The organism is Acidovorax bellezanensis, assembly GCF_025421555.1.
Taxonomy (GTDB): Bacteria; Pseudomonadota; Gammaproteobacteria; order Burkholderiales; family Burkholderiaceae_C; genus Comamonas; species Comamonas bellezanensis.
The window spans coordinates 342,295-355,450 of the sequence record NZ_JAODYH010000004.1; the positions used below are offsets into that span (position 1 = coordinate 342,295).

The window sequence follows — 13,156 nt, forward strand, 5'->3', positions numbered from 1 at the left end:
AAGGCTTTCTTACGTCTTAATCACCAATCTGGTTCAGTTCCAATTCGGCAGCGGCCCTCCCTTTTACTGCCAGAATTACGAACAGGAACTGCAAATTTATGGCAATTAACAACGATCTGATGTGAGAGAGGATGGGGCTATGGAAGAACAAGGAATCGCGCTAAAACGCTCAGCGACGCTGAAGATGCCAAGGCTGGTCTTGGCTGACGGACGCTACGTCACGCGTGGACAACCACGCAGTGGCGGGCTCGCATCGGTCTACCTCGCCACCGATACAGAAACCGGCGAAACGGTGGCTATCAAGGTCTTCCGTTGCACAGGCGCGGCGGATGACGTCATCGAAGAGTCCTTTCGCCGCGAAGTGCAGGCGCTTTCAGAGCTCAAACATGCGAACGTCATTCGTATCCACGACTCCGGGCGCGACGATGGCGCGGATGTGCACTACATAGTCATGGATTGGGTGGAACAAGACCTCAAGACAAAATTTCTCGACAGGGAGCCTTTCCAGGCCGTCTTCGGCGACTGGGACACGTACTACGACTCCCTGGGCCGTCCAGTTCTGGAGGCACTTGCATTTGCACATGCGCGCGGTGTGGCTCATCGAGACGTCAAGCCAAGCAATATCCTTGTTACACCCGAAGGGCAAGTCAGACTTTGCGACTTCGGAATCTCCAAGATCCGTAATTTCCTTGCACCTGGCATCACCCTAGCGCATTTCGCATCAGCACCCTTTTCGCCACCGGAGCCGGATGACGGCAGTTACAGCTATAGCCGGGACGTCTATGGTTTCGCGGCGCTCAGCCTGAGCCTTCTCAGCGCGACCCCGCTCAAGAGTGCCGCCGACTTGCTGCGCTCCATCGACGCGCTCGACGCAGATTCAAACGTCAAGGAGGTTCTGCGAAGGTGTCTAAACCAGGACAACCCTGAGGACAGACCTGGGATGGCGTCAGTGCTTTTGGCCGAACTGCTTAAGGCAGCGCCTCCACCACAGCGATCCACGCCTGTAGTACTGGTCGCGCTGACCAACAATGTGCGCCTCACGCTTGAGCATGACTTGGCCATTACCGGCCCTAGCGCGGACAGCTTCATCACCGCAGACCTGCTTCAGGCTACTGGTGAACAGGAGCCTGAACATGGTGATAAGCCCGGCTGGAGCATGCGCATCTACGGTGCGCAGTACGGATATATTGGACGCATGGACGAGTCCCGCTCGCGTTTGGTGCTGGTCAGTGCGCGAGACTACTCGGTGTCGGAGCTGGAGCGGAAGTCGCGCCAAGCCTTCGATTTGCGCGTACGGTTGAGCATCAGCGGGACTTCGCCGGAGATCTCGAACTTAGCCCTCGAAGCCATGCGCGAACGCTTGGCCGAAGAGCATGAGATACGCAAGCATCAGCGCGTGGAGGAACAGGAACGCAAGCTATTCGGCAAGTGGTTAGATCTTCTCGCCGCTAAGTCGGAACTGGAGAAGCAACGGCGTATATCGCTGAAATACGAGAAGCGGGAAGAATATCAGAACTTTGTCCGGCTGACTCTTCTAGAAGGGGAAGATGCCTCCGGGCTGGCGGATCAGCAGGTAATCATCGAAACCGGGAGACGAGATGATTTCCAAGGCGTTGTGGTCAAGGCACAGGGCAGCACGCTCTTGCTCCGGCCCGGCGAGAAAAATCGGATAAGCATCGCGTCATTGCCAGAGAAGGGACGCGTAGAGACAGACTCTACCCGAAGCGACATGGCGCTCGATCGTCAACGATTGGCAGTGGAAGCAGTACGCCATGGGCGATCGATTAACCCTGAACTTGGGCAACTCATTGCCAATCCGGCCAGAGTTCTTGTGCCACCGCTCCCCGAAGTAGAGTTCATCCAGAAAGACATGGATGAAGACAAACAGGATGCGGTGCGCGCTGCCTTGGCGGCCCCGGATCTGCTCGTGGTTGAGGGACCACCAGGCACTGGAAAAACGACTTTCATCACCGAACTGGTGCTGCAGACGCTACGCATGCAGCCGAATGCTCGGGTTCTCTTGACATCGCAGACCCACGTCGCACTAGACAACTCGTTGGAGCGCATCGTAGCGCGCTCTGGAGGGGCGGTGGAAGCTATCCGTATTGGTCAACGCGAAGATGATCGGATTGCAGCTTCGACACGTTGGCTATTGCTTGATGAGCAACTTCCTGCCCGGCGCAATGAGGCGCTGGCATCTGGTGTCGCATTCCTTGAAGATAGAGCGGCAAAAACCGGCGTCCCACTGTGGGAGATTCGGCGTTCGATAGCACTTGATACCTACTTAGGTCTGCAGTTGCGCCTCGAGTCCGTCATCAAGCAAACTCAAGTGGTCGTTGATGTGTTGGAGATCCAGAAGCAAACACCTCTGCCCGCTGAAGTGATCCGTCAGCATAGGGACGAGCTAGCAGGCTTGGCCGCAGAGCAGGTCGATCTCGAGCAAAGCTTGGTGAAAGCGCGCAAGGACTTGGCTGCCCATATGTCCCATGAAACGCTGGTTGGACTCATGGAGTGTTCCGGTGAGGAATTGCGCGACTGGGTGGCCGCATTTGAGAACGACTCACCCGCAGCCCCCCAACTGAAGCAACTCCTACACATCCACGCGGACTGGTCTGCCGAATTCGGACGGAGCACTGAATTTAAGGCCGCGTTGGTAGCGTCAGCACAGGTTGTCGCAGGCACCTGCTTGGGCGTGGCAAGTGTTCCAGGCAAGAATGAGCTCACCTATGATTTGTGCATCATTGATGAGGCCTCGATTGCAACACCGACAGAGGTCCTCGTCCCGATGGCTCGATCGCACCGGACTATTTTGGTGGGGGACAACAAGCAGCTTTCGCCATTCCAGGATAGGGAGCTTCAGCAAAAGGGGATGCTGGAGCGTTACGGTCTTACTCCGGTCGATCAAAGGCTGACGCTGTTTCAACGCTTGACCGATGGACTTCCTACGGACCTGCACAAGACGCTCACAACGCAACATCGCATGCTTCCTGCGCTTGGCAAGCTGGTGTCTGACTGCTTCTACGATGGCGAGTTGCGCAGTGTCGCGCGTGAGCCGGCCTTGCACTTACAGGGCGTGTGGCAGAAGCCAGTCACTTGGTTCTCTACATCCCAACTGGCTCGACATCAATCGCGGCCCTGGGGAACCTCACACTACAACGACACGGAGGTCGAAGTCATTTTGAAATTGCTAGGACGTCTGGACAGAGCGATTCGGGGTAACGCCAAAAAAAGCAACCGTATCAGCGTTGCCCTGCTTACAGGATATGGCGAGCAACGCCAGCGATTGGACCAAAGCGTGCAGACCCGCCGGCACGAGTGGAGCAGCTTCAGCGACATCTACGTCAATGTCGTGGACGCATTTCAGGGGAGAGAGGCGGACGTAGTGCTTTTTTCGGTCACCCGGTCGGGTGTTGACAGTCTCGGCTTCCTAAAGGAAATGGAACGCATCAATGTGGCTCTGTCACGCGGCAAGGAGCTGCTGGGAATTGTGGGGGATCTGCACTATTGTCAAACCGTCAAAGGTTCAATCAACCCCCTCAAGCGGGTAATTGATCACATGCAACGCAATCCTGCTGATTGCCACGTACAGGAGCTGACGGCATGACACTGCAAACTATGCTTAACGAAGCAGCGAACAGCCGTCCGGGGCAGCAGCTGGTGTGCTTCAAGGAAGCCGGGCTACCGGTCTACGTACTCAATGTCCGGCTGATTCTAAAGGAGACGAGGCCCCTGCCGCCCATCGAAACTGCTGTGCTTCGTGCGATGCGAGCCGGCCTGAGTGCACCGCACGAAATCTACAGCTTCCTGGGTCTTTCCGAGCGGGCCATGGTGCCTGTCCTCGCTGAACTGAACAAGAAGGAGTTCATTCAGTACAGCAAGGCAGCCGGCGATGCACACGCCACTCTCAAGCTCACGGGGCCCGGGCGCACGGCTGTAGCCGAGGCATGTGCCGTCGTACCAGTGGAGCGAACCGTGCCTATTTGCTGGGATGCGCTGACGCGCAAGGTGATTGCGGTTGCTCCTGAGCAACTGAACAGATCGAGGGAAATGACCGAGCTTGGCCGTGTCGAAGTTCCGGGTGCCAATGCGCGTTCGTTACAGCCTGCAGACATCGGCCTGGACTATCTGGACACAATCATTGAAAGACACAAACCGGCCATGGCGCTAAAACAGGAATTGGTGGCAATCAAGAGCATCGACCGTCGAGAGCTTCGTTTTCTGGAGTGTCTCATGCTCTTTTATCGCCGCACCGCCGAGCCTTCTGTCGTGGACGTGGTCTTCTGGCGCGAGGACGGTGCCTCGATGGCGCATGAGCAAGCCTTCCGGCAAGCTGGTGGACCAGACCGCGTGGGTGCCAGACTGTTGATGGGCACGGAGGCGCTCGTTCGAGATGGAGTACAGGCTATGCAGCCAGATAGTCCTGACTTGCCACCGCCCCAGACAACACCTGTTGTCACTGCCGAAGCTGTAGAGGGTGCGGACAACACGCTTGAATCGCTTCTGTGCCATAGGCATCCCGAGATTCTTCGAAACGCCTTGAAGGATGCGCGCAAAAATCTGCTGATCATTTCTCCTTGGATCCGGCACCAAGTGGTTGATCAACCATTCCTGCTCGATTTGGAAGCAGCTCTGCAACGTGGCGTCGCGGTGCACATCGGTTATGGCATCGACGAAGGTGACGCGCGCCGTCCGGGGGCCCCTGGTCTCGCCGGCCAGAACAAGCCCGCGATCACCCCTCAAGCGAAGCAAGCGCTGGATGCGTTGGCCAAACGTTTCAGCAACTTCAACTTCGTCTATATCGGTAATACCCATAGAAAGCTATTGGTCTGTGACGACGATTTCTCTGTAACCACGAGCTTTAATTGGCTTTCATTTCGGGGAGATTCTAAGGGCAAGCCGCGAGACGAGTATGGCCAACTGGTTAGAAAGCGGCACTATGTTGAGAAGCACTACGCTGAGGGGCTCTCACTTATTGAGCACGGGTACAAGGGCATAAGCACCAGCGGGAGCCCTTAGCCCTTATTGAAGTCCCCTTCGAATTCCTGAACCACTTCGAAGTAAATTGACCTGCCCCCTTCCGCCATACCAAGTAGGCGGAAGACCGAAGGGCTCAGCAGCGCCAATCGACATGACCTGCGTACATTCACTTTGAAGCGCTTCTGCATCCAGGCTGCCAGCTCACGCCGCTTAGCAGCCTTCAGATCTTTTTTCGGACGAGCTCCTAAAGGATCTGCTTGTCAAGCGTCAGGTCGGCGACGATGCACTTCAACCTGGTGTTCTCGTCCTCAAGCATCTTCAGTCGCTTGAGCTCTGTGACACCCAGGTCTCCGAACTTCTTCTTCCAGGTGTGGTACGCCGCTTCGGATATGCCGATCTGGCGACACATATCGACGACCGGCGTACCTGAATCTGCTAGCCGCAGCGCATAGGCGATCTGCTCCTCTGAAAATCTCGACCTTTTCATTGCCTCTCCTTTTGCCCGTTTGGGCCTGCCGGAAAGCAACCGTAACTCTAGTTTTGAAAGTCCGGAATTCAGGGGAGACGTCAAGCCGAGAATGGCTACAAGTCCGGACAAGCCCCGCTCCAAAGCAACCTTTGCACCCTCTGCCCTGGTCGGTGGTTACGTGCTTTCATACCCCGCTCACGTACCACTTCAGCAAGGCGCACATAGGTAACGATAAGGGCCGCTTGCCGTGACTTATTGGAGCGATGCGTGTGCCGGCATTGGCGCGCCTTGCGTGAATAGCCTGAGCCGGCTACCCAAGGCGCCGCATGCTGCCCGGGCGTAAACACGCCGGGTGCGGCTAAAAACGCAAAATCCCGCTCTGTGGCAGCCCTGCTGCGCACTGAGCGCGCGGCTACTTCGTCGGCTTCTTGCTGCCCAATGGTTTGCCATCCGCGCCGCGGGCATCGGTGTCCTCCAGGCCTCTGGTCAGATCCTTGTGGGCTTGCTGCATCTTGGGATCGGCTTTTTGATCGGTCATATGGGTGGACTGATCGCGTTCGTGGGGAAGCTTGGCTTGGTTTTCCGGGTCACCCGGCTTTTGCTTTTGAGCGGTATTCACCTGGACCTCGACAGGACGGGGCGATGGGTTTTCCTTGGGATTGGGCATGAATGCTCCTTTCGGGTACCAGTTTGACCCGCTATGGCCAAGCGCCATGTAGGCAAGCTGCCCTTGGAGAGGTTTTGCGCCTGGCCTGAAGCCGCGAGCCATTACCTGACAACGCAAGCTGCGCATCGGCCGCATGCCCGCCTCCCCCTTCCCTACAAGGCGCAAGAAAGTACTGTGCGAAAAAGAACGATCGCAACTTAGCCACCGTTCACCATGACCACATCCACTTACGTCTCGCCAGAGAGCACTCCACCGCGAGCCCCTCCCAGCGCCGCACTGCTGGACCAGAATGCGGTGTCCTGGGCCGCCATCTTCGCGGGGGCGCTGACCGCCGCCGTCATGTCGCTTCTGCTCTTCATCCTGGGAATAGGTCTGGGCCTGTCATCCATCTCCGTATGGTCGGGACAAGGTGCTGAGGGCAGCACCATCGGTTGGGCCGCCGTCAGCTGGTTTGCCTTTACGCAACTGACTTCCGCGGGCATGGGCGGCTACATTGCCGGTCGCCTGCGTACCCGCTGGGAAGGTGTTCACTCCGACGAAGTCTACTTTCGCGACACGGCCCATGGCTTTCTCGCCTGGTCCTTTGCCACGCTGCTGATGGTCGCGCTCATGGGTTCGGTCGCGGGCAGCGCCATCGTCGGCAGCGTCAAGGCCGCGGGGGCTGTTGCATCGGGCGCCACCAGCCTGGGCGCGGCGGCCATAGGCGCGACAGGCACCGCGGCGGCATCCGCGGTGTCAGGTATCGCCGGCGCGCACGCGCCCTCCTCCGATGGCCTGGGCTATTGGGTCAACAGCCTGTTCCGCAGTGGCAGCCCGCCGCTCAAGAGCGATGGCCAGCAGATGGCAAGCAGCGCGCGTTCTACCGCCGATGTGGCACAGGAAGTCACGGGCATTTTTGCCCATGCGCTCCAGGCCGGAAAGCTTTCCGACGACGACGCCCACCACATTGCCCAATTGATTGCCCAGCGCACCGACCTCTCTACCGAGCAAGCACAAGAAAAAGTGCAGAAGACTTTCGCTCAAGTGCAGCAATCCATGGAGCAGGCCAAGCAAAAGTTGAAAGAGACCGAAGAGCAGGCCAAGCAGGCCACGGAAACCGCCCGCAAAGCGACCGCTTACTCCATGTTGTGGTTCTTTGTCGCGCTGTTGATCGGCGCCTTCGTGGCCAGCCTGAGCGCCACCTGGGGTGGCCGCCAGCGCGACGCCAGGTGAAGCAAGCCGATTCGCCGCCCCGTTTCATTGAATCCAAAGGACTTATATGCGCTCCATCCTGCTTTTTCTGCTGGGCATTCCGATTCCCATCATCATCCTGATCGCGCTGTTCGTGCACTAGGAATGGCGCCTGCCGCGTAGCTGACACGATGTCGGCAGCATGCCAGTCAGTCCACGCTGACTGGCATTTTTCGCTCTCGCGATCCCGTGTTCGGCCCTAGCGCGGCGGTGCCGCTGCCTGCGCAGGAATCCAGCGGTGCAGCAATGCCGCAGCCAGCGCGGCCACGGCGCCCATGGCGGCAATTCCGGTCGCGAGCGACGCCGCGGAGACAATCAGCGACAGCAGCGCGGGCCCGGCGGTAGCGCCGATGTCCGCCAGCAGACGCCAGACCCCGAGGAAATACGACCTCCCCTGCACCGGCGCGTGATCGGCGCCCAAGGTCATGTTCATTCCCGAACTGATGCCGTTGCCAAAGCCGATCAGCATGGCCACCAGCAGCAGGGCCGCCAGGCTGCCGGTCAGCGGCATCAGCAGCATGCCCGCACCCATGAACAGCATCGCGGGCAACGCGACCCAGCGGCGGCCCTTGACGTCCATCACCTTGCCCGCGGGATAGAACACCAGCGTCTCGATGCCGCCGGCCACACCGAAGATCAGCGAGGCCGCGCTAGGGCCCAGGCCCAGGTGGTCAGCCCACAGCGGCAGGACGACCGAGCGCGACGCGCGCACCGCGCCGACCAGCAAGATCGCCAGGCCCAGCGTCAGGAAAACGCGGTGGTGGTCGGCAACGGTCGACAGCAACGAGACCGGCTTTGCCGTCTGCGCGGATGGCAGGCGCTGGTGGCCGGGCAGGTCCGGAATCCGGGAGCCAAGGGCTGCGGCCGAAAGTGCCGCCACCATTCCCACCGCAAAGGCCGCGGACAGACCATGGAAGTAGATCACCGCGGCGCTGAGAAACGGCCCGACGAAACTCCCTATGCGCACCACTCCGCCCAGCGCCGAGAGCGCGCGGGCGCGGTGGCTCAGCGGCACCACCTCGGTCATATAACTCTGGCGCGCGAGGTTGTACATGGCCTGCGACATGCCCATCATGAAGCAGCCCAGGGCGAACACGCCGAAGTGCGTCGCGAAGAAACAGACGGCCATGCCCAGCGCGCTCCACAGCCCGGCAACCACGATCGCGGTGCGCTCGCCCCAGCGCGCGGTGAACAGCGAAGCCGGAATGTTGTTGAGCACGCAGCCGATGCTGATCAGCGTCACCGCCAGCGCGGCCATGGGAATGGATGCGCCCAGCTCCCGGGCCAGCAGGACGACGACGGGAAGAATGGCCCCGTCGCCTATGCCAAACAGCAGCGCCGGGCCGAATGCGGCCACTGCGATCTTGCGAAATGAGAAATCGTTCAAGGGGTTCAATCTGAGATGGCGTGATGAGGGCCCTGGCCGTCGCGCCAGATCCCCGCTGGCAGCAAAGCCAGCTCCTGTGCAAGCGGTGGGCTGACTTTTAACTGCGGCTCTGCGCCGGCGCGACGCTGGCGCCCTCTATCCCGTGGCGCTGGAGTGCTTCAGCGATGAAGCCGCTTTGCTTGCGCTCCTCAAGAAAGGCGTGCAGCGCCGCCGCCGCGGCTTCGCCCCGGCTGGTGGGCGTGCCCATGGCCTGCTGAATGACCATGAAACGGCCTGGCAGCAGGCGCAGGCCTGGAATGCGCTGCGCATCCGCCTGCAGCTGCTGCTTGACGCCGGCCGCCACATCGGCCTGTGTCGCCAAGAAGCTGTCCACCACGGCCGGTGAGGTGGCGGCGCGCTCGATCGTTGCCTGCCGGAGTTCACGGCTCAGGAACAAGTCATAGGCGCTGCCCTTGCCCACGGTCACGCGCGTGCCGGGCTGGTCCACCTCTTCATTGGCTTGCAGCGGCGAGGCCTCGCGCACCAGATAGGCGCCCTCGATCAACACATAGGGCGCGGTGAAGCGGATGCTCTGGCCCCGCAAGGGGTCGATGGCAAAGAAGCCGATATCGGCCTGCTGCGCGGCCACGGCCTCGACGGACTTGCCCGCCGTGTCAAAGACGACCAGTTCCACGGCCACCCCCAGCTGCGCGCCAAAAGCACGCGCCAGGTCCACGGACACCCCGCCCACCTCCCCCGTCTGCACGTTGCGGTGGGCCAGGATGGGATTGCCCAGATTGATGGACGCCCGAAGAACGCCCGTGGGCGTGAATGCTTGAAGAATGTCGGGGGATATGTGCATGGTGCAAAGGGTCAAGGTTTGAGAATTCCGCTGATCTTTTCGAGATTGCGCAGCGTGCTCGACAAATGCACCCGCATGGCCTGCGCGGCTTCGTCGTTGTGCCCTCGCTCCAGCAGATCGAGCAGGTGCAGGTGCTGTTCGCAGTGTTCGCGGTAGCGCGAGCGTTCCTGCATGGAGCGGTAGGACAGCAAGCGGCGCACGCGGTTCACGCGCCGGATGGTGTCGATGAAAAACGGATTGCCCGAGCCTTCGACCAGCGATTCGTGAAAGCGCACGCCGCGTTCGTGCAGCTGGTCCGCGCTGTCGGTCTCGATGCCGCCTTGCAGCAGATGCCGCTCCGCGGCTCGGCAGCGCTCGATGACGTCTGGCGCCAAGTGGTAGCCGGGCTCGAGCAAGGCCGCGGGTTCCAGAGCCAGTCGCAGGCGGTAGGACTGCAAAAGGCTGTCGGCCGTGGTCAGCATCGAGGAAAAGCTCCAGCCATAGCCGGGCTTCTTCTCGGCCCACCCTTCGCTGGAGATCCGCGCCATGACGCTGTTGAGCTGGGCCGGGGTCAGCGCATAGCGCTGCTTGATCTCGGTTTCCTTGACGTCGCGGGGCAGCAGTCCGCGCAAAAGGTCGTCGGCAATGCGAAAGTAGACATCCGAGACGACATTGGTTTCACCGATGCCCAGTTGTTCCACCAAGGCGTGGGTGGGAACCACCACGGGCGTGGCCAGGAAGTAGCCGCGGTTTGCCTCGCGCTTGAGAACCCCTTTTTCCGCAAGAATGCCCAAGGCCTCGTTGATGGGCGAGCGGGAAACCCGCAAACGGTCGGCAAGCAGTTGCGCAGGCAGATGGCTGCCCACGCTCATCTCCTCCGCCTTGATCAACTCAAGGATCTTGGTGGCAATGGTTTGTTCGATACGCATAGCATCGAATTGTCCATTCAAGCGGGACATTGCGCTGCGGTTTCCTGTGGGTGTTGTTGCAGCATCCGCTGCAAGGTAGAGGGAATGACGCCGCCCTTGCGCAGCAGGTCCACCTCCAGCTGGGTCTCGACCGCGGCTGTCGCGGTCAGTTGCTCGCTGTCACCGTTGGCGCGCAGAATGCGCACCACCACCGGGCCACGCGGCGTGATGGCCTGCGCGCGGGCGTCCACCACGATGCGATCGCCAAGAACCAGATTCAGCGACGCGGGTGTCACTCCTGGCGGGAAGCGCAGCGGCAGGATGCCCATGCCGACCAGGTTGGAGCGGTGAATGCGCTCGAAGCTGTTGGCCAGCACGCTGCGTATGCCCAACAGCCGTTGCCCCTTGGCGGCCCAGTCACGCGAGGAGCCCGTGCCATAGCGCTCGCCGGCCACCAGCACCACCGCGTCGCCATCGTCCGCGTAGCGGCGCGCGGCGTCATACAGCGGCATGACGTCGCCGCTGGGGGCGTGGACGGTATGCGCTACCGGGACGTCGGGCGCGAGCAGATTCTTCAGGCTTTTGCTGTGAAACGCGCCGCGCACCATCACTTCCCAGTTGCCGCGGCGCGATGCAAAAACGTTCAGGTCGTTGCGGTCGTCGCCGCGCTCGACCAGGAAGTCGGCCACCAGGCTGTCCCTGGGAATGGCGCTGGCCGGCGAAATATGGTCGGTCGTAACGTCGTCGCCCACCACCAGCAGTGGATAGGCGGTGAAGTGGCCCAGCAGGCTGCCTTCGTTCAGGTTGGCAAACGGCGGGCGGCGCAGCGCCGTGGACTTCGGCTCCCAGGGATAGAGCGGCGTGTCCGGTGCCGGCAACTGGTGCCAGAGCGGATTCTGCAAGGCGATCTGGAACGCGCGGCCATAGTCCGCCGGGTCCTGGGATGCGGCCAGGCAGGCGTCGATTTCCGCGGTGGACGGCCAGAGGTCCTGCAAAAAGACGCAACGCCCGTCCGCCGTCACCTGGATGGGGTCGACGCGCAAGTCCTTTTCGGCATCTCCGGCCAGCGCAAACGCAATCACCAGGGGCGGCGACATCAGAAAGCCCAGGTCCAGGTCGGGATGGACGCGGCCCGGAAAATTGCGGTTGCCCGACAGCACGGCCACCGGGTGGATGGCGCCCCGCGCCATGGCCGCCTGGACCGGCACCGTCAGCTGGCCCGAGTTACCGATGCAGGTCGTGCAGCCATAGCCGACGATGTCGAAACCCACGGCCGACAGATCGTCGGTGAGCCCGGCACGCTGCAGATAGGCCGCGGCCGCGGGCGAACCCGGGCCGGTCGAGGTCTTGACCCAGTGCGGCACCTTTAGACCCAGCGCCCGGGCCTTGCGCGCCACCAGGCCGGCGGCTATCAACAAGCGTGGGTCTGAGGTGTTGGTGCAACTGGTGATGGCGGCAATGACGATGGGGTGGCGCGGCATGTCCGCGGCACTGCCCCTGGGCATGAAATTCAAGGCCTTGAGCAAGGCCGCTGTTTCGCCAAAGCCGCGCAGATCCTGTGGCCGGCGCGGCCCCGCGACATGCATCTCGATGGCGTCGAGATCGATTTCAATGCTGCGCGTGAACCGCGGATGGGCGCCTGGGTCGAACCACAGCCCGAGGGCCTGGGTCAGCACGCGCACGCGCTCGACGGCCTCGGCGCCGCGGCCCGTGGCGCGCAGGTAGTCGAGGGTGGCGTCATCGACCGGAAAGTAGCCGGTGGTGGCGCCGTATTCGGGCGCCATGTTGGCGACCACGGCGCGGTCGCCGGCCGTGAGCGTCGACACGCCGGAGCCGAAGAATTCCACGAACTCGCCAGACACGCCAATGGCGCGCAAGCGGCTGGTCACCGCGAGCGCCAGATCGGTGGCCAGCACGCCCGCACGCAAGCGCCCGATCAGGCGCACGCCAATCACATCCGGGATGCGCAGCATGGTGGGCATGCCGAACATCACCGTCTGCGCCTCCAGCCCGCCGACCCCCCAGCCCAGCACGCCGATGCCATTGATCATTGGCGTGTGGCTGTCGGTGCCAATCATCATGTCGGGCACCAGCCAGCTTGCGCCCAGGCGCTGCTCCGTGGTCACCACGGTCGCCAGTTGCTCCAGGTTGATGGTGTGCATGATGCCCGTGCCCGGGGGATGGATGCGCACCCCTTGCAGCACTTTCGACGCCCACTGCAAGAAGCCATAGCGCTCGGCATTGCGGCGGATCTCGAACTCCATGTTGATACCCGGCGCATCCGTGCGCGCAAAGGCTTCCACGGCCAGGGAGTGGTCCACCGAGACGTCCACCGGCAGGCTGGAGTTGAGCACCGACGCGTCGACGCCGGCCTCCGCCAGCGTGCTGCGCATCGCCGCCAGGTCGACCAGCGCGGGGGTGCTGGTGGTGTCATGCATCAGCACCCGGCCAGGCTGGTAGGCGATCTCGGCTTCGCTCGTCCCGGTCTGCGTCCAGTCCAGCAACGCCTGAACCGCAGCATCGCGTTCGCTGCCCGCCATGTTGCGCGCGGCGTTCTCCAGCAGCAGACGCAACACCACCGGCATCTGCGCCAGATGCGTGCCAGCGAGCTTGCGCAGGTCGGTGGCGCGGTAGGTCGTGCCGTTGGCCGTCAGGGCCAACGTGGGGATCTCGGTGTTTTCCATAGGGTGAATTTTGC

9 protein-coding genes are annotated in these 13,156 nt (G+C 61.6%); 3 read left to right on the top strand and 6 right to left on the bottom strand.

What is annotated here, in order from left to right; all coding sequences use genetic code 11:
• Nucleotides 1-139: 139 nt before the first annotated feature.
• Both N0K08_RS09800 and N0K08_RS09805 read left to right on the top strand, forming a co-directional pair.
• Nucleotides 140-3,604, top strand: coding sequence for a serine/threonine-protein kinase (locus tag N0K08_RS09800; protein ID WP_261500079.1), 3,465 nt, complete (start codon nt 140-142; stop codon nt 3,602-3,604).
• Nucleotides 3,601-5,016 (top strand): phospholipase D-like domain-containing protein, encoded by a 1,416-nt coding sequence (locus N0K08_RS09805; RefSeq protein ID WP_261500081.1) that lies wholly within the window; start codon nt 3,601-3,603, stop codon nt 5,014-5,016. Before N0K08_RS09800 ends, N0K08_RS09805 begins: the two co-directional genes overlap by 4 nt.
• A gap of 205 nt (nt 5,017-5,221) precedes the next feature.
• Here N0K08_RS09805 and N0K08_RS09810 read toward each other — a convergent pair whose 3' ends face one another.
• Together N0K08_RS09810 and N0K08_RS09815 are read right to left on the bottom strand one after the other, a co-directional pair.
• Entirely contained in the window at nt 5,222-5,575 is a 354-nt protein-coding gene (locus N0K08_RS09810; protein WP_261500083.1) for a transposase, read from the bottom strand.
• Between the two features lie 283 nt (nt 5,576-5,858).
• On the bottom strand, nt 5,859-6,113 hold the full coding sequence (locus N0K08_RS09815; protein WP_261500084.1) for a hypothetical protein: 255 nt from the start codon (nt 6,111-6,113) through the stop codon (nt 5,859-5,861).
• A gap of 213 nt (nt 6,114-6,326) precedes the next feature.
• Here N0K08_RS09815 and N0K08_RS09820 point away from each other — a divergent pair, with 213 nt between their 5' ends.
• Nucleotides 6,327-7,325: a hypothetical protein gene (locus N0K08_RS09820; protein ID WP_261500085.1), complete on the top strand. Its 999-nt coding sequence runs from the start codon at nt 6,327-6,329 to the stop codon at nt 7,323-7,325.
• Between the two features lie 217 nt (nt 7,326-7,542).
• Here the strand turns inward: N0K08_RS09820 and N0K08_RS09825 are convergent, their stop codons facing one another.
• From N0K08_RS09825 to acnA, 4 genes are all read right to left on the bottom strand, one after another.
• Complete coding sequence (locus N0K08_RS09825) at nt 7,543-8,730, bottom strand: MFS transporter (protein WP_261500087.1); 1,188 nt, start codon at nt 8,728-8,730, stop codon at nt 7,543-7,545.
• A gap of 97 nt (nt 8,731-8,827) precedes the next feature.
• Nucleotides 8,828-9,571 (bottom strand): ABC transporter substrate-binding protein, encoded by a 744-nt coding sequence (locus N0K08_RS09830; protein ID WP_261500088.1) that lies wholly within the window; start codon nt 9,569-9,571, stop codon nt 8,828-8,830.
• A gap of 11 nt (nt 9,572-9,582) precedes the next feature.
• Complete coding sequence (locus N0K08_RS09835; RefSeq protein ID WP_261500090.1) at nt 9,583-10,479, bottom strand: GntR family transcriptional regulator; 897 nt, start codon at nt 10,477-10,479, stop codon at nt 9,583-9,585.
• A gap of 17 nt (nt 10,480-10,496) precedes the next feature.
• Nucleotides 10,497-13,142: an aconitate hydratase AcnA gene (gene acnA, locus N0K08_RS09840; RefSeq protein ID WP_261500091.1), complete on the bottom strand. Its 2,646-nt coding sequence runs from the start codon at nt 13,140-13,142 to the stop codon at nt 10,497-10,499.
• Between the last annotated feature and the right edge of the window lie 14 nt (nt 13,143-13,156).

Excerpts from the sequence above, each read along its gene's own strand:
- N0K08_RS09800 (WP_261500079.1), top strand. The coding sequence starts at position 140 with ATGGAAGAACAAGGAATCGCGCTAAAACGCTCAGCGACGCTGAAGATG.
- N0K08_RS09805 (WP_261500081.1), top strand. The coding sequence starts at position 3,601 with ATGACACTGCAAACTATGCTTAACGAAGCAGCGAACAGCCGTCCGGGG.
- N0K08_RS09815 (WP_261500084.1), bottom strand. The coding sequence starts at position 6,113 with ATGCCCAATCCCAAGGAAAACCCATCGCCCCGTCCTGTCGAGGTCCAG.
- N0K08_RS09820 (WP_261500085.1), top strand. The coding sequence starts at position 6,327 with ATGACCACATCCACTTACGTCTCGCCAGAGAGCACTCCACCGCGAGCC.
- N0K08_RS09830 (WP_261500088.1), bottom strand. The coding sequence starts at position 9,571 with ATGCACATATCCCCCGACATTCTTCAAGCATTCACGCCCACGGGCGTT.
- N0K08_RS09835 (WP_261500090.1), bottom strand. The coding sequence starts at position 10,479 with ATGCGTATCGAACAAACCATTGCCACCAAGATCCTTGAGTTGATCAAG.
- acnA (WP_261500091.1), bottom strand. The coding sequence starts at position 13,142 with ATGGAAAACACCGAGATCCCCACGTTGGCCCTGACGGCCAACGGCACG.